The organism is Curtobacterium sp. TC1 (assembly GCF_019844075.1).
Classification (GTDB): domain Bacteria; phylum Actinomycetota; class Actinomycetes; order Actinomycetales; family Microbacteriaceae; genus Curtobacterium.
On the sequence record NZ_CP081964.1, the window covers coordinates 2,488,817 to 2,512,399 of the forward strand.

24 protein-coding genes are annotated in these 23,583 nt (G+C 70.6%); 4 read left to right on the forward strand and 20 right to left on the reverse strand.

Annotated features, from left to right (window positions below; all coding sequences use genetic code 11):
- Nucleotides 1-5: 5 nt before the first annotated feature.
- The 8 genes from dprA to rplS all read right to left on the reverse strand — a co-directional run bounded on the left by dprA (nt 6) and on the right by rplS (nt 6,233).
- Entirely contained in the window at nt 6-1,253 is a 1,248-nt protein-coding gene (gene dprA / locus KZI27_RS12815; protein ID WP_261783894.1) for a DNA-processing protein DprA, read from the reverse strand.
- The gene (locus KZI27_RS12820; protein WP_222657924.1) at nt 1,250-2,773 is read right to left on the reverse strand and encodes a YifB family Mg chelatase-like AAA ATPase; all 1,524 of its coding nucleotides are present in this window, start codon (nt 2,771-2,773) and stop codon (nt 1,250-1,252) included. Before KZI27_RS12820 ends, dprA begins: the two co-directional genes overlap by 4 nt.
- The gene (locus KZI27_RS12825) at nt 2,770-3,204 is read right to left on the reverse strand and encodes a YraN family protein (RefSeq protein WP_261783895.1); all 435 of its coding nucleotides are present in this window, start codon (nt 3,202-3,204) and stop codon (nt 2,770-2,772) included. Before KZI27_RS12825 ends, KZI27_RS12820 begins: the two co-directional genes overlap by 4 nt.
- A 107-nt stretch (nt 3,205-3,311) precedes the next feature.
- Entirely contained in the window at nt 3,312-3,659 is a 348-nt protein-coding gene (locus KZI27_RS12830) for a histone-like nucleoid-structuring protein Lsr2 (protein WP_123312293.1), read from the reverse strand.
- A 105-nt stretch (nt 3,660-3,764) separates the two neighbouring features.
- Complete coding sequence (locus KZI27_RS12835) at nt 3,765-4,088, reverse strand: DUF2469 family protein (RefSeq protein WP_111086072.1); 324 nt, start codon at nt 4,086-4,088, stop codon at nt 3,765-3,767.
- A gap of 216 nt (nt 4,089-4,304) precedes the next feature.
- A complete protein-coding gene (locus tag KZI27_RS12840) occupies nt 4,305-5,003 on the reverse strand; it encodes a ribonuclease HII (protein ID WP_222657925.1) in 699 nt (232 codons plus the stop codon).
- Complete coding sequence (lepB, locus tag KZI27_RS12845; protein WP_123312291.1) at nt 5,000-5,743, reverse strand: signal peptidase I; 744 nt, start codon at nt 5,741-5,743, stop codon at nt 5,000-5,002. Before lepB ends, KZI27_RS12840 begins: the two co-directional genes overlap by 4 nt.
- 133 nt (nt 5,744-5,876) lie before the next feature.
- The gene (rplS, locus tag KZI27_RS12850; RefSeq protein WP_123312290.1) at nt 5,877-6,233 is read right to left on the reverse strand and encodes a 50S ribosomal protein L19; all 357 of its coding nucleotides are present in this window, start codon (nt 6,231-6,233) and stop codon (nt 5,877-5,879) included.
- 167 nt (nt 6,234-6,400) lie between these two features.
- Here rplS and map point away from each other — a divergent pair, with 167 nt between their 5' ends.
- On the forward strand, nt 6,401-7,192 hold the full coding sequence (gene map, locus KZI27_RS12855; protein WP_222657926.1) for a type I methionyl aminopeptidase: 792 nt from the start codon (nt 6,401-6,403) through the stop codon (nt 7,190-7,192).
- Between the two features lie 145 nt (nt 7,193-7,337).
- On the opposite strand, the gene trmD is transcribed toward map, so the two are convergent.
- From trmD to aroA, 8 genes are all read right to left on the reverse strand, one after another.
- The gene (trmD, locus tag KZI27_RS12860) at nt 7,338-8,030 is read right to left on the reverse strand and encodes a tRNA (guanosine(37)-N1)-methyltransferase TrmD (protein WP_222657927.1); all 693 of its coding nucleotides are present in this window, start codon (nt 8,028-8,030) and stop codon (nt 7,338-7,340) included.
- Between the two features lie 5 nt (nt 8,031-8,035).
- Complete coding sequence (rimM, locus tag KZI27_RS12865; protein ID WP_311316880.1) at nt 8,036-8,581, reverse strand: ribosome maturation factor RimM; 546 nt, start codon at nt 8,579-8,581, stop codon at nt 8,036-8,038.
- A gap of 19 nt (nt 8,582-8,600) precedes the next feature.
- Complete coding sequence (locus KZI27_RS12870) at nt 8,601-8,837, reverse strand: RNA-binding protein (RefSeq protein ID WP_111086067.1); 237 nt, start codon at nt 8,835-8,837, stop codon at nt 8,601-8,603.
- A 3-nt stretch (nt 8,838-8,840) separates the two neighbouring features.
- Nucleotides 8,841-9,254, reverse strand: a complete 414-nt coding sequence (gene rpsP, locus KZI27_RS12875; protein ID WP_222657928.1) for a 30S ribosomal protein S16 — start codon at nt 9,252-9,254, stop codon at nt 8,841-8,843.
- A gap of 164 nt (nt 9,255-9,418) precedes the next feature.
- A complete protein-coding gene (locus tag KZI27_RS12880; RefSeq protein WP_222657929.1) occupies nt 9,419-11,554 on the reverse strand; it encodes an FAD-dependent oxidoreductase in 2,136 nt (711 codons plus the stop codon).
- 4 nt (nt 11,555-11,558) lie between these two features.
- Nucleotides 11,559-12,404: an SDR family oxidoreductase gene (locus KZI27_RS12885; protein ID WP_123312285.1), complete on the reverse strand. Its 846-nt coding sequence runs from the start codon at nt 12,402-12,404 to the stop codon at nt 11,559-11,561.
- 83 nt (nt 12,405-12,487) lie between these two features.
- Nucleotides 12,488-13,666: an acyl-CoA dehydrogenase family protein gene (locus KZI27_RS12890; protein WP_222657930.1), complete on the reverse strand. Its 1,179-nt coding sequence runs from the start codon at nt 13,664-13,666 to the stop codon at nt 12,488-12,490.
- Complete coding sequence (aroA, locus tag KZI27_RS12895; RefSeq protein WP_222657931.1) at nt 13,663-16,887, reverse strand: 3-phosphoshikimate 1-carboxyvinyltransferase; 3,225 nt, start codon at nt 16,885-16,887, stop codon at nt 13,663-13,665. The genes KZI27_RS12890 and aroA overlap by 4 nt, the downstream gene beginning before the upstream one ends.
- A gap of 118 nt (nt 16,888-17,005) precedes the next feature.
- On the opposite strand from aroA, the gene KZI27_RS12900 reads away from it, so the two are divergent.
- Entirely contained in the window at nt 17,006-18,145 is a 1,140-nt protein-coding gene (locus KZI27_RS12900) for a glutamate--cysteine ligase (RefSeq protein ID WP_185021391.1), read from the forward strand.
- A 108-nt stretch (nt 18,146-18,253) separates the two neighbouring features.
- Here KZI27_RS12900 and ffh read toward each other — a convergent pair whose 3' ends face one another.
- Both ffh and KZI27_RS12910 read right to left on the reverse strand, forming a co-directional pair.
- Nucleotides 18,254-19,807 carry a signal recognition particle protein gene (gene ffh / locus KZI27_RS12905; protein WP_222657932.1) on the reverse strand — a complete coding sequence of 518 codons (1,554 nt, stop codon included), beginning with the start codon at nt 19,805-19,807 and terminating at the stop codon, nt 18,254-18,256.
- Between the two features lie 43 nt (nt 19,808-19,850).
- A complete protein-coding gene (locus tag KZI27_RS12910; protein ID WP_222657933.1) occupies nt 19,851-20,501 on the reverse strand; it encodes a hypothetical protein in 651 nt (216 codons plus the stop codon).
- A gap of 89 nt (nt 20,502-20,590) precedes the next feature.
- Between KZI27_RS12910 and lipB the strand changes: the two genes are divergently transcribed.
- A complete protein-coding gene (gene lipB, locus KZI27_RS12915) occupies nt 20,591-21,265 on the forward strand; it encodes a lipoyl(octanoyl) transferase LipB (protein WP_222657934.1) in 675 nt (224 codons plus the stop codon).
- Nucleotides 21,262-22,245, forward strand: coding sequence for a lipoyl synthase (gene lipA / locus KZI27_RS12920; protein ID WP_222657935.1), 984 nt, complete (start codon nt 21,262-21,264; stop codon nt 22,243-22,245). The genes lipB and lipA overlap by 4 nt, the downstream gene beginning before the upstream one ends.
- 99 nt (nt 22,246-22,344) lie before the next feature.
- Here lipA and KZI27_RS12925 read toward each other — a convergent pair whose 3' ends face one another.
- The gene (locus KZI27_RS12925) at nt 22,345-22,503 is read right to left on the reverse strand and encodes a DUF4175 domain-containing protein (RefSeq protein ID WP_139199230.1); all 159 of its coding nucleotides are present in this window, start codon (nt 22,501-22,503) and stop codon (nt 22,345-22,347) included.
- A gap of 59 nt (nt 22,504-22,562) precedes the next feature.
- Nucleotides 22,563-23,432, reverse strand: coding sequence for a signal recognition particle-docking protein FtsY (gene ftsY / locus KZI27_RS12930; protein ID WP_222657936.1), 870 nt, complete (start codon nt 23,430-23,432; stop codon nt 22,563-22,565).
- Nucleotides 23,433-23,583 lie beyond the last annotated feature (151 nt).

The window sequence follows — 23,583 nt, forward strand, 5'->3', positions numbered from 1 at the left end:
CGACGTCATGCGCGGCCCCACCCGCCGCTGCTGTGCGCCACGAGCCCCTGCAGCTGCGCGAGCGCGAGGGCATCCGCCACCTCGGCTCCGGACAGCCCGGACCGACGAGCGATCTCGACCTCTGGCAGGGCGCGACGGCCGAGCGCGTCGAGGACGCGGACGACCTCCGGATCACGCTGGACCGACACGAGGGGCTGGTCCGGCACCGCGGATGCACCGGACGCGGTCGCCGGGCGCAGCGCGGTGATCGGGTCCCCCGGGTGCACGACGAGTTGCGCACGACCCTGCGCCACGAGCCGGTGGCACCCGACCGACGCCGAGGACGCGAACGCCCCCGGCACGGCGAACACCGGGCGGCCGAGCTGGCCGGCATGGTGCGCGGTGTTGAGCGCGCCGGATCGCGCGCCGGCCTCCACGACGACCGTGGCGTCCGCGAGGGCGGCGATCAACCGGTTCCGTGCCAGGAAGCGCCACCGGGTCGGCCGTGTCCCCGGCGCCGACTCGGCCAGCAGCGCCCCCTGCCGAGCGACGTTGCGGAGCAGCTGGACGTTGCCGGCGGGGTAGAGCTGGTCGATGCCCCCGGCGAGGACCGCAACCGTCGGCGCGCCGGCGGCGATCGCGACGCGGTGTGCGACGGCGTCGATGCCGTAGGCGCCACCGCTGGTGATCGTGCAACCGGCGTCCGCTGCGGTCGAGGTGATCTCGGCGGCGGCCTCGGCCCCGGCGACGGTGTTCGCCCGCGATCCGACCACGGCCAGTGCGGGTGCACCGTCAGCGACGCTCGCGGTGGCGCTGCGCGTCCAGAGCACGAGCGGGGCGTGCGGGCCGAGATCGTCGAGCGCCGTCGGCCATCCAGGAGCACCGGGAACGAGCAGTCGGGCACCGACGCTCTCGGCCGCGGCGACGACGTCGGCCACGTCGGATCGGGCAAGCCGCGGTCGCCATCGGTCGATCGCCGTGCGCAGGACACCGTCGAAGGCGTCGGCGTCCTCCGCCCCGGGCACACCAGCGTCGACGCAGTCGGCGAGCAGCTCGTCGACCGCACCGTCCGCCGCCGACAGGACCGAGCCCAGTGCACGCTGCGGACCGAAGGCAGCCATCAGCTCGCCCGCGACGGAGTCCCCCGGCTCCACGATCACGGACCACGCGACCCGGGCTGCGGTCTCCACCGGATCTGACGTGTCGTCGGCTCCGAGGATCCGCCGGATCGCGACGAGGAGTTCGCCGCCTCGTCCGGACCCAACGCCGTTCACAGTGCGCTCCGCAGGGCGAGCGCGCCCCGGACGTGGGTCCTGGTCGGACGGTCGACCGCATCGAGGTCGGCGAGCGTCCAGGCGAGCCGCATCACCCGGTCCCAGCCCCGCATGGTCAGGGTGCCGAGGTCGAGCGCCCGGTCGAGCTCGGTGGTCGAACCCGGTTCGATCCGACCGTCCGCCCGCAGCCACGCTCCGGTGACCTCGGCGTTCTTCGTCCATCCGGTTCCTCGGAGGCGTGCAGCCATCCGTGCCCGGGCAGCAGCGACCCCGGCGCGGGCCTCGGCCGTCGTCGGAGCGCTCCCGTCCGCACCGCGCATCTTCCCCGTCGTCACCCGGGGGACGAGCACCCGGATGTCCATCCGGTCGAGCAGCGGTCCGGACATGCGTCCGAGGTAGCGCCGGACCGCACTCGGCGGGCACTCGCACGGCTGTCCGTGCGCACCACCGGCGTTCCCGCACGGGCAGGGGTTGGCGGCGAGTACGACCTGGCACCGCGCCGGGAACTCGGCCGCCCCCGCTGCGCGGTGGATCGTGATCCGCCCCGACTCGAGCGGCTGCCGGAGCGCATCGAGCACCGCCCGGGGGAACTCCGGCGCTTCGTCGAGGAACAGGATGCCGCCGGTCGCCCGCGACACCGCTCCCGGTCGCAGCACACCGGATCCTCCCCCGATCAGCGAGATCGCCGATGCCGAGTGGTGCGGGGCCTCCCACGGGGGCTTCGTGCTCCACGATGCCGAACCGAGTCCGGCGACGGACCGGACGGCCGCGACCTCCAGCGCGGTCGCGTCGTCGAGGTCGGGCAGGAGTCCGGGGAGCCGCTCGGCGAGCATCGTCTTGCCGGCACCGGGCGGACCGAGCAGGAGGGCGTGGTGTCCGCCGGCCGCGGCGGCGATGACGGCGCGCACCCCGATCGGGTTGCCGACGACGTCCGACAACTCGGCCACCGGGCGTTCGACCGTCGGCACCGGCACCGGCAGCACCGCGTCGACCTCGACCGGCGGCAACAGCGCTCCGGCGTCGATCGCTGCCGCCCGGAGCGAGTCGACACCGGTGGTGCGCACGCCGTCGACCACGCGTGCTTCGGGCAGGTTGCCGATCGGCAGCACGACCCGGTCGGCTCCGGCGTCTCGCGCGGCCAGCAGCATCGGGATGACCCCCGCCACCGGTCGGACCCGGCCGTCCAGGCCGAGCTCACCGATGTAGACGATGCGCTCGCTGACGTCAGGAGCGAGCCCGGCCCCGGCGAGCACCGCCATGGCGATCGCCAGGTCGAACCCGGAACCGCGTTTCGGGATCGCCGCGGGCGTCAGGTTCACCGTGATCCGACGTGCCGGCAGTGGACACCCGGCGTTCGCAGCAGCGGCTCGGACCCGCTCGCGCGCCTCGCCGAGCGAGGTGTCGGGCAGTCCGATGATGCTGAACGCGGGCAGCTGGCTGGTCAGGTGGGCCTCGACCTCGATCCGGCGGCCGGTCACCCCGAGCAGGGCGACGGCCGCAGCACGACCGATGCCCGTCACAGCACACCCGCCAGGTGTTCCACGGCGGTCCGGTGCCCGTCGACGTGCACCGCGACGACGTCGATGCGGACGGCGCGTGCATGCACTTCGGGATGAGCGTCGAACCACTCGGGGACGAGTCGTCGCATCCGGGCGCGCTTCGTCACCGTGATCGCCTCGAACGGATGTCCCGTCGCCGTCCCGGATCGTGTCTTCACCTCGATGAACGCGAGCGTGCAGGAATCCCACGCGACGATGTCGATCTCGCCGCGGGCACACCGCCAGTTCCGTTCGAGGACCCGGAATCCTCGGCTTTGCAACCATGCCACGGCCCGGTCTTCACCGAACCGCCCCAAGCGACCGTTGCGGAGTGTTCGTCCGGGCGGACCCTGCACCTGCTGTTCCATGTCGTTGCCTCCGCGACAACGATCGCGCGGCCGGCCGCGGCGCACAGCGCAGACGGTGGATCTGTGGAATCAGGTGCGGACGATCCGCTTTGGGGAGGAATGACGAAGGACCCGGGTGATCGCGATCACCCGGGTCCTTCGTCAGCAGCCGATCAGTGTGCGGCTGCGTACGCTTCCTGCACCTGGGTTGAGATACGACCACGGGTCGAGACCTCGTAGCCGTTCTCCTTCGCCCATTCGCGGATCTTGCCGAGCTCTTCCGAGTTCCCGCGCTTCGGGGCCGACTTCGGAGCCGTGCCACCGGTACGACGACCGGAGACCTTGCGCGCTGCTGCGATGTAGTCGGAGATCGCTTCGCGGAACTTGTCGACGTTGTCGTTCGTCAGGTCGATCTCGTACGACGATCCGTCGAAACCGAATTCGACCGTGCGTCCTTCACCGGTGGTGATGGGGGAATCGTCGAGGTCGTCGACGAGCTGGACGGTGACCTTCTGTGCCATGCGCGGCTCCTGTTCATTGGACGGGAAATCCCGATCAGAATACCGCGTGGAATTGCCGCACGTCACCGATCACCGGCGATTCATCGAATGCACCGGAAATGAAGATCACTCGTCGAGTGCGAGTTCCTTCGGGAGTTCGAGTTCTCGCGACGTCAGTTCTTCGACATTCACGTCCTTGAACGTGAGGACGCGCACGCCCTTCACGAACCGGTCGGAACGGTAGACGTCCCACACCCAGACGTCGTTCATCGTCAGTTCGAAGTAGAAATCGTGCTCGGTGTCCCGGCGCACGAGTTCGACCTCGTTCGCCAGGTAGAAACGTCGCTCCGTCTCGACCACGTAGCGGAACTGCGACACGACGTCGCGGTACTCGCGGTACAGGGCCAGCTCGACCTCGCGGTCGTAGTCGTCGAATTCGTCCTCATCCATTGCGCCCACAGTCTACGGCGACAGCAGCAGCAGCGCGCGCCCTCGACACGTGCCCCCACCTGAGCTCATCGAGGTTCCACAACACGCCGCCTGCGTTCCACCGACGTTCCACGACCGCGCTGGAGGTGCGCCGAGATGCCGAGATTTCGGAACCTCACGGGTGCGGGGCGGGGGCGGGGGCGGGGCGGGGCGGGGGGGGGCGGGAGGGAGCAGCCGTCAGCCGACGAGCGCGTCGAAGCCGTCCAGCGAGACGCTCGAGGCCTGGTGCAACCACGACTTCCGGTGCAAGGCGTGCGCCCCGACCGTGCGGATGGCGTCGTAGTGCGCGGTCGAGCCGTAGCCCTTGTTCGACGCCCAGGCGTAGTGGGGCGCCTCGTCGTGGGCCGCGATCATCAGGGCGTCCCGTGCGACCTTCGCCACGATCGACGCCGCGGCGACCGATGCGCAGTCGCGGTCGGCCTTGACCTGCACGACGACCTCGAGCGGGTCCGTGGGTGGCCGGAGGGACGCCGGGACGGCTCGGGTGAGCCAGTCGAAGGACCCGTCCAGCACGACCACGGCGCCGTCGAGCGACAGGCCACCGGCGACGAGCGACTCGAGCGCCCGCGCTCCCGCGGCACCGAGCGCCGGGACGATCCCCTGCTGGTCGACGAAGTCCGCGGACGCCATACCCACCGCCGTGCGCGCCCAGCGCTGCACGACGGGGACCAGATCCGTCCGGCGCGCTTCCGACAGGAGCTTCGAGTCCGCGAGCCCCTGGGGCACACGACCGATGTCGAGCGTCACCGCAGCCACACCGACGCCGACCGGACCAGCGATGGCGCCACGGCCGACCTCGTCCATCCCGATGACCGTGACGCGGCCCTCGGCGAGCAGACGCTTCTCGACCCGGAGCGATGGACGGACGGCGGTCACTGGTCGCGCTCCTCCACCCCGGCGAACACCTCGGGGTGGTCGTCGAGCCACGTCCAGCGGCTCGTCGGCCAGGAGATCACGAAGGCGCGGCCGGTCACGTCGGACAGCGGCACGAACCCCTTCGACGGGGTGTCCCCGTTGTAGCGGGAGTCCTTGGAGTCGTTGCGGTTGTCGCCCATCACCCAGATGGTGCCCTTCGGCACGGTGACGGAGAAGTCGGTCGCCGATGCGGGAGCGCCGGCCGGCAGCTTGAGGTACGGCTCCTTGATGGGGACGCCGTTCACGGACATCTGCCCGAGGTCGTTGCAGCAGGAGACCTTGTCACCCGGCAGGCCGATCACGCGCTTGATGAGGTGGTCGTCGCTGTCACCGGTCCCGAGACCGATCTGCGTCAGCACCCAGTCGATGGCCTTGGCGGGCTGGGTGTCGGGCGTCACGCTCGGCACCTCGGACCCGGCGAGCCATCCGCCCGGGTCCTTGAACACGACGACGTCCCCGCGCTTGAGCGCCACGGCACCCGGGACGAGTTCGTTGACGATCACGCGGTCGTTGATCTGCAGCGTGTTCTCCATCGACGCCGACGGGATGTAGAACGAACGGATCAGGAACGTCTTGACCAGGAACGACACGAGCAGTGCCGCGATGAAGATGATGACGAGGTCGCGGAGGAATGTGAGGATCCCGTTGCGCTGTTTCTCGGGCCGGGGCCTGCGCCCGGATTCCTCTGTCGTGTCCGTCATTTCCGCTCTCGTTCACACCGCGTCCGCCCGGGTTCAGCGGGCGCAAAGGGAAAGCCCCCCGTCGATGCACAACCGTACATCGGCGAGGGGCCAGCAGCGGCGTCCGGCTCGCGGACGCTCACTGTGAAGGCGATCAGGCGTCGCGCTTCTCCTTGATCTTGCGGCGGGCCGCCTTGCCGCGGAGCTCGCGCAGGTAGTAGAGCTTCGCGCGACGGACGTCACCCTTGGTGACGATCTCGATGTGGTCGATGATCGGCGAGTGCACCGGGAACCAGCGCTCGACGCCGACCTGGAAGCTCACCTTGCGGACCTTGAAGGTCTCGCCGACGCCGTGGCCCTGACGGCCGATGACGACACCCTGGAAGACCTGGATACGCGAGCGCGTGCCTTCGACGATGTTCACGTGCACCTTGATGGTGTCTCCGGCGCGGAAGTCCGGGACGTCGGTCCGCAGCGATGCTGCGTCGACGTTGTCGAGGAGCTGGCTCATGGCTGTTCTACTCTCTGCGGACGCACACGGGTCGCCGCGGATCGATGTCTGATGAAGTGGTGGTGCGTGCCCGGTGTCGGCGACTCCCCCGTGGCAGAGTCCAGCCAGGGCACAGCGATCCATACTGCCACACGGAACGCCGGGGGCAAAACAGCGAGGATGGACCCATGATCGAACTGCGCACCCCCACCGAACTCGACGGCCTGCGTGTCGCCGGTCGGTTCGTGGCCGACGTCCTCGACGAGCTGCTCGACACCGTCGACGTCGGCGTGAACCTGCTCGAGCTCGACCGCGTCGCCGCGCGCATGATCGCCGAGCGGGGCGCCGAGAGCTGCTACGTCGACTACCACCCGTCGTTCGGCAAGTCGCCGTTCGGCAAGAACCTCTGCACCTCGGTGAACGACGCCGCGCTGCACGGCCTGCCCTTCGACCACGTGCTGCAGGACGGTGACCTCGTCAGCCTCGACTTCGCCGCGAGCGTCGACGGCTGGGTGGCGGACTCCGCCGTCTCGGTGCAGGTGGGCACGGCGCGCGACGAGGACCAGACACTCATCGCCACCGTCGAGCGCGCACTCGCCGCCGGCATCGCGCAGGCGGCGCCGGGCAACAAGCTCGGCGACGTGTCGCACGCGATCGGACACGTCGCGCACGAGGCCGGCTACGGCGTCAACCTGCAGTTCGGCGGCCACGGTGTCGGCCGCACCATGCACGGCGACCCGCACGTGCCGAACGACGGACGTCCGGGCCGCGGCCTGAAGCTCCGGCCAGGCCTGGTGGTCGCGATCGAACCGTGGCTCATGCAGGGCACCGACGAGCTGTACCAGGACGACGACGGTTGGACGCTCCGGAGCGTCGACGGCTCACGGGCAGCGCACGTCGAGCACACGGTGGCGGTCACCGAGGCCGGACCCGAGGTCCTGACCCTGCGTCGCGCCCAGCGCGCCGACCCGACCGCCTGACGGACTGGCGCGGCCCGCTCAGCGGTGACGCGCCAGCGTCACGCGGGCCGCGCCGACCGAGCCTGCGAGGGAGGACGGTGCAAGCCCGCCCCGCGCCTCCAGTCCGTCACGGCGGAGCCGAGTCTCGGGCCGGGGCAGTAAGACGCTAAACGTCCGGCAGCAGGTCGGGCCGGACGCGACGCGTCCGCTCCACCTGCTGCTCGTGCCGCCACGCGGCGACCTTCCCGTGGTGCCCGCTGAGCAGCACCTCGGGCACGTCGTGGCCGCGCCACGACGCGGGCTTCGTGTACGAGGGGTACTCGAGCAGGCCGTCCTCGTGGGACTCCTCGACCAGGGACTCGGGGTTGCCGACGACACCGGGGACGAGTCGGCCGACGGCCTCGATCATGGCCATCGCCGCGACCTCGCCGCCGTTGAGCACGTAGTCACCGAGCGAGAGCTCGACGACCGAGCAGCGCGACGCCGCCCACTCGAAGACGCGGGCGTCGATGCCCTCGTAGCGCCCGCAGGCGAACACGAGGTGGTCGGACGTCGACGCGAGCGAGCGCGCGATGGACTGCGTGAAGGGCGTGCCGGCGGGGGTCGGGACCACCAGGGTCGACGAGCCGTCCGGCCGGAGCAGCGCGTCCAGTGCCTGCGCCCACGGCTCCGGCTTCATCACCATGCCCGCGCCGCCGCCGTACGGGGTGTCGTCGACGGTGCGGTGCCGGTCGGTCGTCCACGAGCGCAGGTCGTGCACGTGCAGGTCGAGGATGTTCTGCTGCCGGGCCTTGCCGAGCAGGGACACGTCCAGCACGGAGAAGAACTCCGGGAAGATCGTGACGATGTCGATCCGCACGGCAGCTAGTCCGTGACCGTCTCGGGCCGGGAGGTGTCCTCGGGGTCCTCGAACAGGCCCTGCGGCGGTGTGACCGTGACGGTGCCCGCCGCGATGTCGACCGCCGGCACGATCGCCGCGACGAACGGCACGAGGACCTCGCCGCGGGACGGGGTGTCGATCGCGAGCAGGTCCTGCGCCGGCATGTGGTCCACGCGGGCGACGGTGCCGACCTCGACGCCGTCGCGCAGGACCTTCAGCCCGACGAGCTGGTGGTCGTACCAGGCGTCGTCCTCACCGGTCTCGGCGTCGGCGTCCTGCTCGACCCAGAGGATGATGCGCGCCAGGGACTCGGCCGCGGTGCGGTCGTCGATCCCGGCGAAGAACGCGACGGGGTGACCGTTGTACCAGCGGAGTTCGTCCAGCTCGAGGGTCTTGCCCGACCACGGTGAGTCGTCGGGGACCTGGAGCGTGAACGTGGCACCGGGGGTGAACCGACGATCCGGGTCGTCGGTGTAGAGCTCGAGCTTGATGCCGCCCTTGAGCCCGTGTGCCTTCGTGATGCGACCCACCCGGAGCTGGGTCGTCTCCCTAGGAATCGGTGTCGACCACGTCGACCCGCACCCGCTTGCCGTCGGCCAGGGCCGAGACGAGGGTGCGGAGTGCCTTGGCGGTCCGCCCGGCACGTCCGATCACGCGGCCGAGGTCCTCGGGGTGCACGCGCACCTCGAGGACCTCGCCCCGCGGGGAGGTGGAGCTGGCGACGCGCACGTCGTCAGGGTGATCGACGATCCCCTTGACGAGGTGCGTCAGCGCGGATTCGAGCAAGGACTACGCCTCGGTCGTCTCGTCGGCGGTCTCGGCGTCGTCGGTCTTGGCGGCGGGAGCCGTCTTCTCCGACTTCGGCTTGAGGACGGCCTTCTTCGAGGAGTCGACCTGGAAGGCCGGCTTCGGCTCGGCGACCTTGACCTTGGACGCGGTGTCCTTCTCGCCCTTGAACTTGGCCCAGTCGCCGGTCAGCTTGAGGAGGGCCGCGACCTGCTCGGTCGGCTGCGCGCCGACGCCGAGCCAGTAGAGCGCACGCTCGGACTCGATCTTGATGACCGAGGGCTCCTCGGTCGGGTGGTACTGACCGATCTCCTCGAGGACACGACCATCGCGCTTGGTGCGCGAGTCGGCGACGACGATGCGGTAGTAGGGCGCACGGATCTTACCGAGACGCTTCAGACGGATCTTGACAGCCACAATTGCTCCTGTTTGCTTACGTTGTGGTTGAACCGGAACCGCGGGCGTGGGGGCACACACGGTGAAAGCTCGAGAGAGATCGCTCACAGCTGGATAGAGGGTCGAGCTGCGGCGATTCGACCGTTCATTCTTACAGATTCCCGGCCGCGATGCGAGCCGACGCGCTACGGCGCGAGTCGCCGGACCGCTTCGAGGGCCTCGGACGTCGCGCGGACCGCGTCCACGCTCCGTGCGTCGCGAGCGCCGCCGACGACGGCGAACGGCACACCGGCGGCCTGGAGGCCCGTCACGAGTCCGCCGGGCACGTCGCCATCGGTGTCGATCGCGCGTTCCTGCCCGGCGCAGACCACGACGCTGTCCGCCGGGATCGCGCGCTCCTCGCCGTGCTCGTCGCGGATCCAGAGGGCGCCGGGCTCGATGCGCAGGTACTCCTGCACGCCGCCCACCATGTGCACCCCGGCGTCGCGGAGGCGCCCGATGGCGACCCAGCGTGAGGTGATCCCGACGCCCTGGCCGAACTTGCCCGAGCGGCGGAGCACGGTGACGTCGGAGCCCGGCCGGATCGTGCGTGACGCTGCGGGCAGTCGCTGGGGCACGTCGCCGACGAGTGCACCGGAGACGTCGAGGTCCCAGCGGGCCGCGAACTCGGTGGCCCGGACGGCCTCGTCGGGCGACTCGGTCAGGAACGCCGCGGTGTCGACGCCGATGCCACCGCCGCCGATGATCGCGACGGTGCCGGCCGGCACGCCCTCGCGGAGTGCCCGCTCGTACGACAGGACGTGCGGCAGGTCGCTGCCGGGGACGTCGACGTCCCGCGGCACCACCCCGGCGGCGAGGACGACGGCGTCGCTGCCGGCGAGGTCGGCGGCCGTCGCCGGGCGTCCGAGGTGCACGGTGGCACCGCGCTCGTCGAGCTCGGCGCGGGCGGCCCGGACCGTCGCGGCGTAGTCCTCCTTGCCGGGGACGAGCGCGGCGAGGCCGAACTGGCCGCCGAGCCGGTCGGCGGCCTCCCACACGGTGACGCGGTGGCCGCGTCGGGCGGCGTCGACGGCGGCGGCGAGGCCGGCCGGTCCTCCGCCGACGACGTCGACGCGCTTCGGGTCGGTGGTCGGACGCGCGGGGAACGCGACCTCGCGGGCGGCGCGCGGGTTGACCAGGCAGGAGACCGGCGCGCCGATGATCGAGCGGTCGAGGCACGCCTGGTTGCAGCCGATGCAGGTGTTCACCAGGGCGAACCGGCCCGCGAGCGAGCGGTTCACGAGGGCCGGGTCGGCGAGGAACGGTCGGGCCAGGGCGACGGCGTCGATGGTCCCGTCGGCGAGGACGGTCTCACCGTCGCGCAGGTCGGTCATCCGGTTCGAGGCGATCACGCGGACGTCGGGGTACGACGACGCGCGCACGACCCCGGCGATGCGCGCGGCGTGGTCGAGCCAGGCGCCGTGCGGCACCGCGGCCTGCACGGTCGGGGTGCGGGACTCGTGCCAGCCGATCCCCACCGAGATGCCGTCGAGCCCGAGCGGCAGCAGGTCGTGCACGAGGGCGTCGACGTCGTCATCGGTCGAGGACCCGGGCATCAGGTCGGCGCCGGAGAGCCGGATCGTCACGGCGAGCCCGGGCACCGCGGTACGCACCGCGCGGACCACCTCGATCGTGAACCGCCGGCGACGAACGGCGTCACCGCCCCACTCGTCGTCGCGCAGGTTCGTCAGCGGCGACTGGAACTGGTTGATCAGGTACCCCTCGGAGGCCATGATCTCGACGCCGTCGAACCCGATGTCGCGTGCGGACCGGGCCGCGGCGGCGAAGTCCTCGATGGTGCGCTCGACCTCGGCAGCGGTCAGGGCCGTCGGCACCACGCCGCGGGCGGCCGCCCACGGCAGGGCCGACGGCGCCACCACCCGCTGGGGCTCCCCGTGCCGGTCGACCATCCCCGCGGCGAGCGCGTAGCGACCGGCGTGGAAGAGCTGAGCGAGGATCGTCGAGCCCTCCTCGTGCACGGCGTCGACCGCCGTACGGAACCGCTCGTCCGCTCCCCCGACGCCGAACACGGCGAAGTCGGGGCCGCCCCGGGCCTCGTCGTTCACCGCGATGCCGCCCGTGATGATGCACGCCGCGCCGCCGGCCGCCCGTTCGCGGTAGAACGCCGCCATGCCGGCCCCGCCGTCGTCGTGCACCTCGAGGCCGGTGTGCATCGACCCCATCACCACCCGGTTGGCCAGGTGCAGGGGGCCGAGGGTCCAGGGTGACGCGACGGTCCGGAGGGAGTCCGGCACGACGGGGGCGGAAGCGACGCTGCTCATGCGCCTATTCTGCGGTGTCCGCGCCCGCGGCGTCGGCCGGCAGTACCGCGTCGCGGAGCGGCGACGTCGTGTCCGCCCAGAACGGCGGCGCGATCACGGTCAGCCCGCCGTCGACCGACAGCACCTGCCCGGTGATGTACCCGGCCTTGTCCGACAGCAGGAAGTCGACGGCGTCCGCCATGTCGTCGGCGGTACCGGGGCGCTGCAGCGGGAGCTTCTCGAACACGGAGTCGATCGGCGCCTGCCCGGGGACCTTCGTGTAGAAGTACTCGAGCGAGTCGGTGTCGATGAGGCCGCCGTTCACCGCGTTGACGGTGATCTGACGCGGCCCGAACTCGACCGCCATGTACTTCATGTAGGACTCGCTCATCGCCTTGGCGGCACCGAGTGCGGCGTAGGTCGGGAAGGCGCGGAGCGATCCGTACGAGGTCACGACGACGATGCGGCCACCCCGGTCCATCAGCTCGGCAGCGCGTTGCGCCCCGAGCACGAACGAGCGGGCGTTGGTGGCGTAGCTGCGGTCCAGGTGGTGCAGCTTGAGCTCCTTGACCGGCTTGAACGCGCTGGCGGCAGCGTTCGCGACGAAGTGGTCGAGGCGGCCGTAGGTGTCGCGCACCAGGTCGAACAGGGCGTCGATCGACTCCGGCTGCTCGATGTCGACCTGCGCGGTGATGCCGTCGCCGCCGGCGGCCTTGACGTCGGCCAGCGATTCCTCGGCGAGGTCGGCGTTGCCCTTGTACGTCACCACGACGGTGACGCCGCGCTGGCCGAGCTTCTGCGCGAGCAGGCGGCCGATGCCGCGCGAAGCGCCCGTGATCAGTGCGATGGGTGCGTTGGTGGTGTCGGTCACTGCGGTCCTCTACGTGCGTGGGGAAGGACGGGAGGCGCGGGGCGGGTCCGCCACGGGCCTCCCGTCCGGTGGGTGGTGGTGGTCTAGAACCCGGCCTGGCCGGTCACGACGGCGCGGCCGACGACCAGCTTCTGGATCTCGTTGGTGCCCTCTTCGAAGCGCTGCGCGCGCGCGTCGCGGTAGACGCGCTCGATCGCGTTGCGCTTCCAGTAGCCCTGGCCGCCGTGCACCTGCAGGGCCTTGTCGGTGACGCGGGCGAGCATGTCGACGGCGACCATCTTCGAGGCGCTGGACAGCGTGCCGGCGTCGGGACGGTCCTCTTCGTAGGCGCGGGCAGCCTCGAGCACCAGGGCGCGGGCGGCGGCGATGTCGGCGTAGTTCTCGGCCAGGTAGAACTGGATCGCCTGGCGGCTGGAGAGCTGCTTGCCGAAGGTCTCGCGCTTGTTGGCGTACTCGACGGCGAGCTCGTTCGCCCGCTCGGCGAGGCCGACGGCGCTCATCGCGACGGACACACGGCTCGGCAGCAGGAAGCCGCCGAGCGCGACCTCGAGCCCCTGGCCCTCGGCGCCGAGCAGCGCACTGGCCGGCACGGGCACGTCGGTGAAGCGCAGGATCGCGTGGTCGGTGCCGCGGATGCCCATGGTGTCGGAGTCGTCGATCACCTCGGCACCCGGCAGCCCGCTGTTCGGCATGAGGAACGCGACCGTGCCGTCCTGACCGGTGGTGCCCTCGAGGCGGGCGGCGATGAGCCAGTAGTCGGCCTTGACGCCGAACGTGATGAGGTGCTTCTCGCCGTTCATCACGTAGGTGTCGCCCTCGCGGCGGACGGTGGTCCGGATGTCCGCGCCGGTGCCCGCGGTGGCCTCGGTCAGGGTGAACGCGACGAGCTGGTCGCCGGCGACGGACGGCTTGACGACCTGCTCGATCTGCTCCGGCGTCGCGTAGGGGGCCATCGCGCGCCACGTCCCGTTGATGACGTGGACGAGCATGCGGATCGACGCGTGCGAACGCGACACGATCTCCATGATCTCCAGGTAGCGCGAGAACGGGATGGCCCGTCCGCCGAGCTCGGTCGGCGCCGCGAGCGACAGCCAGCCCTTGTCCTTGAGCTCCTGGAAGAGCTCGGCGGCGAGCTGGCCGGTGCGCTCGATCTCCTCGGCCCACTGCTCGCCACGGCCGCGGACCCACTCGGTGACCTCGGCCTTGAGCTGCTGGAAGGCGGCTTCGTCGAACCCGGTGCTCGTCTGCTCGACGATCGTCATCGTGTCTCGTTCTCCTTCGTCGCGACGAGCGCGGCCGCCTGCTCGCGCAGGGTGTTCTTCTGGACCTTGCCGACCGCGTTGCGCGGCAGTTCGTCGATGTACTCGAGCCGCTCCGGCCAGTAGTACTTGCTCACGCCCGCCTTGTCGAGTGCCTGCTGCATCGACGGGAAGTCGAGCTGGTCGGCACCGGCGGCCGGCACGACGAACGCGCAGGCACGCTCCCCGAGTCGGGCGTCCGGCATGGCGACGATCGCCACGTCGGTGACCAGCGGGTGCTGGTAGAGCAGGTTCTCGATCTCGACGACCGGGATCTTCTCGCCACCGCGGTTGATGACGTCCTTGACCCGACCGGTGATCGACAGGAAGCCGTTCGCGTCGACCTTCGCCAGGTCGCCGGTCCGGTACCAGCCGTCCTCGGTGAAGACGTCGTCGGTCAGGTCCTGGCGGTCGAGGTACCCGTCGAACATGGTCGGCGAGTGCAGCTCGAAGTTGCCCTCGGTGTCGGTGGGCAGCTCGTGGCCTTCGTCGTCGACGATCCGGATCCGGATGCCCGGCAACGCACGGCCGTCGTGCCCGTACGCGGCAGCCGGGTCGTCGCTCGGGCTGGACAGGGCGCCGAGGCACGTCTCGCTCGTGCCGAACGCGCCGAGGATCGCCGTGCCGAGCACCGTCGCGGCCCGCTGGGCGAGCGCCCGCGGCACGGCGGCACCGGTCGGCACGAAGATCCGCAGCGACTCGGGCTGGGCGGCACCGGCCTCGACCAGGTCGACGAGGTCGGTCAGGAACGGGGTCGCGCACTGCACGAACGACGCCTTCGCGGCGCCGAACGCCTGCTCGAGCGCGACCGTGCCGTCCCACACGGGCTGGATGACCTGCGGCGCACCGAGCCGGAACGCCAGCAGCATGCCGTACAGGAACCCGGTCTGGTGCGCGAGCGGCGACGGGATGTAGATCCGGTCCGCGCTCGTCAGGCCGGACTGCGCGACGTGCATCGCCGTGGCCAGACCGAGGGTGCGGTGCGGGTGCTGCACGCCCTTCGGCTCCCCCGTCGTGCCCGAGGTGAAGAGCAGCTGGCACACGTCGTCGGGGCCCGGCGCGCGCGACGTGATCTCGTCGACGTCGACGTGCACCGCGTCGAGCGCGTTGTCGAAGTACCGCCAGTGCCAGTCGCTCGCCGCCACCCGGTCCAGGGCGTCGGCGGGCAGCGGCGGCTGGTTCGTCGGGGCGTCGACCTGCCCGCGCGCCTCGGACCGGAGCACGATGACGTGCTCGACCGACAGCCGGCGCTGCTGGGCCTTCGCCTCGTCGATGACGTCGAGGAGCTCGAGCGCCGGACGGCGCTTGCGGAAGACGTTCGGCAGGAACACCACCCGCGCACGCGACCGGGCGAGCGTCATCGTCGTCTCGCGCGGGCCGAACACCGGCATGATCGGCGTCGCGACGGCGCCGATCTGGATCGCCCCGAGCGTGATGGACACGAACTCGCGCCAGTTCGGCAGCTGCATGGCGACCGACTCGCCCGTGCGGACCCCGAGTTCGAGCAGGAGCGCGGAGACCTTGTCGGCCTCGTCCTGCAGCTCGCGCCACGTGGTGTTCACGGGGGCTGCTCCCCCGACCTCGATGACGGCGAGGCCGTCGGGGTCACTGGTGGCAAGCGCACGGACCTTCTCGCTCAGCACCAGGGGGTCGGCGTCGATGCCGGCGAGCTCGGGCGGTTCCGGGCTCGTGGGCGCGACCGGCTGCTGCTCGCCGAGGTCGGTGCGCTCGCCGTCGGCGCGTACGCCGTCGGTGCGCTCGCCGAGGTCGGTGCGCGCATCGGCCATCTCGGCGGCCTCGGCCGCGTCGGCCCGGTCGTCGCGGGCGATCTGCGCAGCGAGGGCGTCGCCGACCTCCATGTCGAGGCCGACGGAGTTCATCGCCTCGAGGAACGTCGGGTACGAGATCCGGTAGGCCCGCGGGTAGGTCAGCCCCGAGGTGCCGCGCGCCTTCGAGGCGGCGACGGCCAGCGACATGAGCACGCGGTGGTCGTTGAACGACGACATCTGCGCGCCGTGCAGTCCCTCGGCGCCGACCCCGGTGACGCGGAGCTCGTCGGCACCCTGCTCCGCCCGGCCACCCATGCGGTTGAGCTGCAGCATCGCCGCGACGCGGTCGGACTCCTTCAACCGGATGTGGGCGACGTTCCAGAGCCGGGTGGTGCCCTCGGCGAAGGTGGCCATCGTCGACAGGACCGGCAGCAGGTCGGGGATCGGCTGGCAGTCGATGTCGAGCGGTCGGAGCGGAGAGCCGTCGTGCTCGATGCGCACGAACCCGGTCTCCTCGTCGATCCGCATCGGGACGCCCATCGCCGTCGCGAGGTCGAGGAACTCGCTCTCCGGGTGGTCGGTCTCGGCGGTGGTGAAGGCCGTCATGCCGCGCAGGAGGAGGTTCGACTCGCGGATGCCCGCAGCGGCGATGCCGAACGCGGCGGAACCGATGTCCGGCGGGATGACGTAGTCGTGCGGGGTGGCCTGCTGGTTCGCCGGGATCCGGTACTCGAGCCAGTCGTCGGAGACCTCGACGGTCAGTCCGAACTGCCGCATCATGCGCACGGTGAGCTCGACGTAGGGCTGCTCGTTCAGCCGGCCGCCGGTGATGTGGATCCGGGTCTCCTGCTCGGCGAACGGGGCCACCAGCAGCAGGCCGGAGACCCACTGCGACAGGGTGCCGGCGATCGTGACGTCGCCGCCGCGGGGGCGCTTCGGCTGCACGGTGACGGGCGGGCAGTCGTTCGTCGCCTCGAGCTCGATACCCATCTGGGTCAGCGACGTCAGCAGCGCCTTGATGGGCCGCCGCTGGAAGTACTTCATGCCCGCGAGCGTCATCGGCTTGTCGGCGAGTGACGCCAGACCCGTCATGAAGTAGAGCGTGGTGCCGGACGACCCCATGTTCAGGATGCCGTCGGCACCGCGGGACCCGTGGTCGACGACGTCGGTGGCCTCGTACCGGCCGCCGAGCCCGGTGACGTGGTACTCGTTCCCGCGACGCTTGACGTCGACGCCGAGGGCACGGAGCGTCCCGACGGTCCACTCGACCTGGCGGGTGGCGCTGATGCCGGAGACGATGCTCGTGCCCTTCGCCAGTGACGCGAGCACCAGGGCGCGGTGCGCGCGGTACTTCGAGACGGGGACGTCGAGCTCCCCGACGAGTGGTGCGGACGTGCCGCGCACGACCAACTGCATGTGTACCTCTTCCTGGGTGATCCCCTCCAAAGTACGCCCGGTGTGGAACTACTGTGAATCGGATCCGCACGACCCGAACGGTGCTTCGTTGTGCGTGTCCGACAACCTTCCGGGCAGGATGTACAGCATGGACATCCGCTTCACCGAGTCCCCTCCGTCGACCATCGGCGTCGAGTGGGAACTCCCGCTGGTCGACCTGTCGACCGGCGACCTCACGCCCCGTGCCCCTGCCGTCATCGCGGCCGTGCACGAACGGATCGGCGACCGCGAGCGGGTGACCGAGGAACTCCTGACGAACACCGTCGAGGTCGTCTCCAGCGTGCACTCCCGGGTCGGCGACGCCACGAGCGAGCTGTCGGGCATCATCGGCGAGGTCATCGACGCCGCCGAGCCGCTCGACGCCCAGGTCATGTGCTCCGGGACGCATCCGTTCGCGGTGTGGGACCAGCAGGAGATCACCCCGGACAGCGAGCACTACACGACCCTCATCGACCGGACGCGCTGGTGGGGGCGGCAGATGCTCATCTGGGGCGTCCACGTGCACGTCGGCATCGACGACCGTGACAAGGCCCTGCCGATCCTCGGCGCGATGCTCGCGTACGTCCCGCACCTGCAGGCCTTCACGGCGTCCAGCCCGTTCTGGGCCGGCATCGACACCGGCTACGCCTCGAACCGCGCGCTGATGTTCCAGCAACTCCCCACCGGTGGACTGCCGCCGGCGCTCGGGGCCTGGGCGAACTTCGAAGAGGTGGTGAGCGACCTCACCCACACCGGCGTCATCGACAGCGTGAAGGACCTGCGCTGGGACATCCGCCCGTCGCCGAAGTGGGGCACGCTCGAGAACCGGGTGTCGGACGGCATCTCGACCCTGCACGAGGTCGGTGCCGTGACGGCACTCGTGCAGTGCCTGGTCACCACGATGTCCGACCGGCTCGACGCCGGTGAGACCCTGCCGACGATGCAGCCCTGGTTCATCCGCGAGAACAAGTGGCGCGCCGCCCGCTACGGCATGGAGGCCGAGATCATCACGAACGCCGCCGGCGACGAGCGGCTCGTGACCGACGAGGTGCACGACCTGGTGCAGCGGCTCGACCCGGTGGCCGAACGGCTCGGTTGCCAGCAGGAGTTGCACCACCTCGACACGATGATCGCGAACGGGGCGTCGTACCAGCGGCAGCTCCGGGTCGCGCAGGAGCACGGCGGGGACCTGCGCGAGGTCGTCCGACACCTGGTGACGGAGTTCCGCGAGTCACTCTGACCTCGAGGCCTCGCCGCGTACCTGATCGAATCGGGCGTACCTGGTCGTTTCTTTCGACCAGGTACGCCCGATCCCGTTTTCCATCGCGCGTGCGATGGGAAGGAACGACTAGCGCCCCAGGAACTTCTGCAGACTCGCGAGCTCTTCCTCGGTCGGCGCCTTGCCGCCCTTGGCGGCCCCGCCGAGGCCGAGGCCGGAGCCCTTCGGCGCCTGCTGCGGAGCGGCAGCGGTACCGGCGGCGATCGCTGCGCGCTTGGCCGGGTTGCCGACCTTCGACTTCTTCTTGCCGCCCTGCTGCTGCTTCTTGCCGCCGTGCATGCCCGGGATCGGACCCATGCCCGGCATCTGCGGCACACCACCGCGGGCGACGGTCTTCATCATCTTGGCGGCCTGCTCGAAGCGGTTCACGAGTGCGTTGACCTCGGTGACCGTGGAGCCGGCCCCCTTGGCGATCCGCAGGCGACGCGAGCCGTTCAGGAGCTTCGGCAGTTCGCGCTCCTTCGGTGTCATCGACTGGATGATCGCCTCGGTACGGACGATCTCGCGCTCGTCGAAGTTGTCGAGCGCCTCGCGCATGCCCTTGGCGCCGGGGAGCATGCCGAGCATGCCCTTGATCGAGCCGGCCTTGCGGAGCTGCTGCATCTGCTGCAGGAAGTCGTTCAGCGTGAACGAGTCGGACGCGATCTTCTCGGCGACCGCGCGGGCTTCTTCTTCGTCGAACGCCGACTGGGCCTGCTCGATGAGCGACATGATGTCGCCGAGGTCGAGGATGCGGCTCGCCATGCGGTCCGGGTGGAACGGCTCGAAGTCGTCGAGGCCTTCGCCGGTGGACGCGAACATGATCGGACGGCCGGTGACACTGGCGACCGACAGGGCCGCACCACCGCGGGCGTCGCCGTCGAGCTTCGACAGGACGACCCCGGTGAAGTCGACGCCTTCCTGGAACGCGCGCGCCGTGACGACGGCGTCCTGACCGATCATCGCGTCGATGACGAACAGGACCTCGTCGGGGTCGACGGCCTTGCGGATGTTCGCGGCCTGCTTCATCAGCTCGGCATCGACACCGAGACGACCGGCGGTGTCCACGATGACGGTGTCGTACTGCTGGTCGACGGCGGCCTTGATGGCGTTCTTGGCGACCTTGACCGGGTCGCCGACGCCGTTGCCGGGCTCCGGAGCAAAGACGTGCACGCCGGCCTGTTCACCGACGACCTGCAGCTGCTGCACGGCGTTCGGGCGCTGGAGGTCCGCCGCGACGAGCATCGGGGTGTGGCCGTCCTTCTTGAGCCACTTGCCGAGCTTGCCGGCGAGGGTGGTCTTACCGGCACCCTGCAGACCCGCGAGCATGATGACCGTCGGCGGCTTCTTCGCGAACTCGAGACGTCGCTGCTGACCGCCCAGGATGCCGACGAGTTCCTCGTTGACGATCTGGACGACCTGCTGCGCCGGGTTCAGCGCGCGGTTGACCTCGTCGGAGAGGGCGCGTTCGCGCACTGCTGCGGTGAACGCCTTGACGACCTCGAGCGCGACGTCGGCGTCGAGGAGCGCCCGCCGGATCTCGCGGACGGTGCCGTCGACGTCGGACGGAGTCAGCCGACCCTTGCTCCGCAGATTGCGGAAGGTCTCGGTCAGCCGATCGGAGAGTGAACCGAATTGCGCCATGATCCGTCGATTCTACAAGGCTCGGAGCGCGGGTCCCGGTCGGTCAGCGCAGCAGCACGCCGGGCGTGAGCTCGACCGGGGTGTCCAGCCCGACGTCGAGGACCACCGGCGCCGTCGACGGCAGGCGGTCAGCGGTCGGGAACCACCGCCGCTCCGGCGACACCAGGATGACGAGGCCGTCGACGTCACCGACCGCGGCGAAGCCCTCGCCTGCTGGGTTCACGTAGGGCTCGAGTCCGGCGCGGCGCAGTGTCTCGACGGCACCGAGGACGTCGGGCACGGTGACGCCGACCTCGCTGACCGAGACGAGCGGAACGTCGGACGCGGGCGTGGACGCGGCGAGGTCCCGCCGCTCGATCAGCTCGAGCAGCTGCTGGTCCGGACCCTCGAAGTACACCGATCGCGAGTTCCAGTTCGGCGGGCCCTCGAACTCGTCACGGCCGTCGGCGTCGACCAGCACCGTCGCGATCCCGGCGATCCACTCGGCAGCCACGTCGAACGTGCCCGTCGGGATCGTGATCGCGAGGTGCAGCGCGCCGGTCATCCCCAGCAGTTCCCGGAACACGAGCCGCGTCGACCCCACCACCACCTCGACCACTCCGTCGGCGCGGTCGACCGGGCAACCGAGTCGTTCCCAGAACCTGGCGGTGTCGTCGAGCGAGCGGGTGGCGAGCTGTGCCTGGCGGATGTCCATGTCCGCCATCCGAAGCCCTCAACCACGGTTCAGATCAAGGTCGACCGTGTTGTTGTACTCCGTCCAGAAACCGTCGTAGGCTCGCTCGCATGCCGGAACTCGAGATCGTGCGGCCTGCCGGGCTGCTCGACTACGCCGAGGGCCTCGCGCTGCAGCGGGACCTCCACGCCGACGTCGTCGCCGGCCACTCCCCCGGGGCCCTCGTGCTGTGCGAGCACCCGTCCGTGTACACCGCCGGCCGGCGCACAGAGCCGTCCGACCTGCCGACGAACGGTGCCCCGGTGATCGACGTGGACCGCGGCGGGCGCATCACCTGGCACGGCCCGGGGCAGCTCGTGGCGTACCCGATCGTCCGCTTGGTCGCACCGATCGACGTCGTGGCGTGGGTGCGCGACCTCGAGCAGGTCATCGTCGACGCTGCGGCCTCCGCGGGAGTGCACGCCGAGCGGGTCGACGGCCGGAGCGGCGCCTGGGTCCGCGGAGCGGACGGCACTCCACCCGCCAAGGTCGGCGCCATCGGGCTGCACGTCGCCGAGGGCGTGACGACCCACGGCATCGCGATCAACTGCACGAACACCCTCGACGCCTACGCCGCGATCGTGCCGTGCGGCATTGCCGATGCCGGCGTGACGACGCTGAGCGCCGCCGTGGGCCGACCGGTCACCGTCGACGAACTCGCCCCCGTGGTCGCACGCCGCATCCAGGACGCCGTCGACGGCATGCGCCGCGGCGAGCGCATCGCACGACAGGAGACCCTCGTATGAACCTCGCCCCCGAAGGCCGCCGGATGCTCCGCGTCGAGGCCCGCAACGCCGAGACCCCGATCGAGACGAAGCCCGGGTGGATCAAGACCCGCGCCACCCAGGGCCCGGAGTTCCGCGAGCTGTCCGCGCTGGTCAAGGACAAGCAGCTACACACCGTCTGCCAGGAGGCCGGCTGCCCGAACATCTTCGAGTGCTGGGAGGACCGCGAGGCCACCTTCCTGATCGGCGGCTCGCAGTGCACCCGCCGGTGCGACTTCTGCCAGATCGACACCGGCAAGCCCGAGCCGCTCGACCGCGACGAGCCCCGACGAGTCGCCGACTCGGTCGTGTCGATGGGCCTGAAGTACGCCACCGTGACCGGCGTCGCTCGGGACGACCTGCCCGACGGGGGCGCCTGGCTCTACGCCGAGACCATCCGCCAGATCCACGAGCACTCCCCCGGCACCGGCGTCGAGATCCTCGTGCCGGACTTCAACGGACGCCCGGACCAGCTCGGCCAGGTGTTCGACGCCCGCCCCGAGGTCTTCGCCCACAACGTCGAGACCGTCCCGCGGATCTTCAAGCGGATCCGGCCGGCGTTCACGTTCGAACGCTCCCTCGACGTCATCACGCAGGGCCGCGACGCCGGACTCGTCACGAAGTCGAACCTCATCCTCGGCATGGGCGAGGAGCGCATCGAGATCGAGGACGCCCTGCAGCGCTTGTTCGACGCCGGCACGGACATCATCACGTTGACGCAGTACCTCCGCCCGTCGCCACGGCATCTGCCGGTGGCGCGCTGGGTCAAGCCGGAGGAGTTCGTCGCGCTGCGTGAGGTCGCCGAGGAGATGGGTTTCGCCGGGGTGCTCGCCGGCCCGCTCGTCCGGTCGTCGTACCGCGCCGGACGCCTGTGGGCGCGTGCCACGGTCACCCGCGGCGGCACGGTGCCGGAGAACCTGTCGCACCTGCTGGACGCGTCCCCTGGTCGCCAGGCGGTCTGAAGCCGGCTCTGGTCGCGACCACGGACAGACGGGAGGCACGGTGCCAGCTGGCACCGTGCCTCCCGTCCGTTCATCCGCCCGTTCAGGGCGTCCGGTGCGCTATGCGCGCCCGCGGATGCTCCTGAGGAGCCAGCCGATGACGGCCAGGATGATGAGGACGATCCCGACCCACAGCAGGAACTTCAGCGCACCGACGAAGATGCCGCTGAAGAGCAGGACGAGGCCGACGATGATCGCGATGATCAGGAGTGCTGGCATTGAGGGGCTCCTTCCGGTGTACCTGGACGATCCCTGTACTGCGGAGACAGTACCCGGAATCAGCCGACGAGGTTCTGCACGAACACGTGCGGGGTGAAACCGGTCAGGTCGTTGATGCCCTCGCCCTGCCCGATGAGCTTGATCGGGATGCCCGTCTTCTCCTGCACGCTGAGGACGAACCCGGCCTTCGCGGAGCCGTCGAGCTTGGTGATGACGAGGCCCGTGACCCCGGCGCCCTCGATGAACGCCTGTGCCTGGGCCAGGCCGTTCTGCCCGGTCGTGGCGTCGAGGACGAGCAGCACCTCGCTGATCTCGGTCTGCTTCTCGACGACGCGCTTGATCTTCGTCAGCTCGTCCATCAGCCCCGCCTTCGTGTGCAGGCGGCCGGCGGTGTCGATGACGACGATCTCGGTGTTGTCGCGGATCGCCTTCTCGACGGTCTGGTACGCCACCGAGGCCGGGTCCTGCCCGGGCTGCGACGGGCGGACGACGTCGACACCGGCGCGCTCGGCCCAGGTGGCGACCTGCTCGACCGCCGCGGCGCGGAAGGTGTCGGCCGCACCGACGAGGACCGTGCGGTCGTACGTCTTCAGGAACTTGGCGAACTTGCCGATCGTCGTGGTCTTGCCGACCCCGTTCACGCCGACGACGAGCACGACGGCCGGTCGGGCGCTGAGCTTGAGCGTGGTGTCGAGCTTCGACAGCCGTTCCTCGAGCACCTCGCGCAGCATGCGCTGCAGGTCGGCCGGGTCGGTCGTGCCGTAACGGTCGACGCGCGCGTGCAGGTCCTCGATGATCGCCTCGGAGATGTCCGGGCCGAAGTCGGCGCCGATGAGCGCGGTCTCGAGGTCCTCCCACGTGGTCTCGTCGATCGTCTTGCGCTGGAAGAGGCCGCGCAGCCGTGTGGACAGTGACCAGGAACTCGCCATGTTCCCAGCTTAGAGCGCGGCGCACGTCCGTCCGTCCCTGTACGATCTGACACACGAAGGGGAGTATTCCTCCTCGGTGACCCCGTCAGTACGGCCCGGAACGATCCGGACCCGGGGCGCCGGTCGTGCAGCACCGGTTCCGGTGCCGTGC

Excerpts from the sequence above, each read along its gene's own strand:
- lipA (WP_222657935.1), top strand. The coding sequence starts at position 21,262 with ATGAACCTCGCCCCCGAAGGCCGCCGGATGCTCCGCGTCGAGGCCCGC.
- KZI27_RS12830 (WP_123312293.1), bottom strand. The coding sequence starts at position 3,659 with ATGGCACAGAAGGTCACCGTCCAGCTCGTCGACGACCTCGACGATTCC.
- rplS (WP_123312290.1), bottom strand. The coding sequence starts at position 6,233 with ATGAGCCAGCTCCTCGACAACGTCGACGCAGCATCGCTGCGGACCGAC.
- lipB (WP_222657934.1), top strand. The coding sequence starts at position 20,591 with ATGCCGGAACTCGAGATCGTGCGGCCTGCCGGGCTGCTCGACTACGCC.
- ffh (WP_222657932.1), bottom strand. The coding sequence starts at position 19,807 with ATGGCGCAATTCGGTTCACTCTCCGATCGGCTGACCGAGACCTTCCGC.
- KZI27_RS12890 (WP_222657930.1), bottom strand. The coding sequence starts at position 13,666 with ATGACGATCGTCGAGCAGACGAGCACCGGGTTCGACGAAGCCGCCTTC.
- aroA (WP_222657931.1), bottom strand. The coding sequence starts at position 16,887 with ATGCAGTTGGTCGTGCGCGGCACGTCCGCACCACTCGTCGGGGAGCTC.
- KZI27_RS12910 (WP_222657933.1), bottom strand. The coding sequence starts at position 20,501 with ATGGACATCCGCCAGGCACAGCTCGCCACCCGCTCGCTCGACGACACC.
- lepB (WP_123312291.1), bottom strand. The coding sequence starts at position 5,743 with ATGACGGACACGACAGAGGAATCCGGGCGCAGGCCCCGGCCCGAGAAA.
- KZI27_RS12925 (WP_139199230.1), bottom strand. The coding sequence starts at position 22,503 with ATGCCAGCACTCCTGATCATCGCGATCATCGTCGGCCTCGTCCTGCTC.
- KZI27_RS12900 (WP_185021391.1), top strand. The coding sequence starts at position 17,006 with ATGTACAGCATGGACATCCGCTTCACCGAGTCCCCTCCGTCGACCATC.
- KZI27_RS12835 (WP_111086072.1), bottom strand. The coding sequence starts at position 4,088 with ATGGATGAGGACGAATTCGACGACTACGACCGCGAGGTCGAGCTGGCC.
- KZI27_RS12880 (WP_222657929.1), bottom strand. The coding sequence starts at position 11,554 with ATGAGCAGCGTCGCTTCCGCCCCCGTCGTGCCGGACTCCCTCCGGACC.
- map (WP_222657926.1), top strand. The coding sequence starts at position 6,401 with ATGATCGAACTGCGCACCCCCACCGAACTCGACGGCCTGCGTGTCGCC.
- ftsY (WP_222657936.1), bottom strand. The coding sequence starts at position 23,432 with ATGGCGAGTTCCTGGTCACTGTCCACACGGCTGCGCGGCCTCTTCCAG.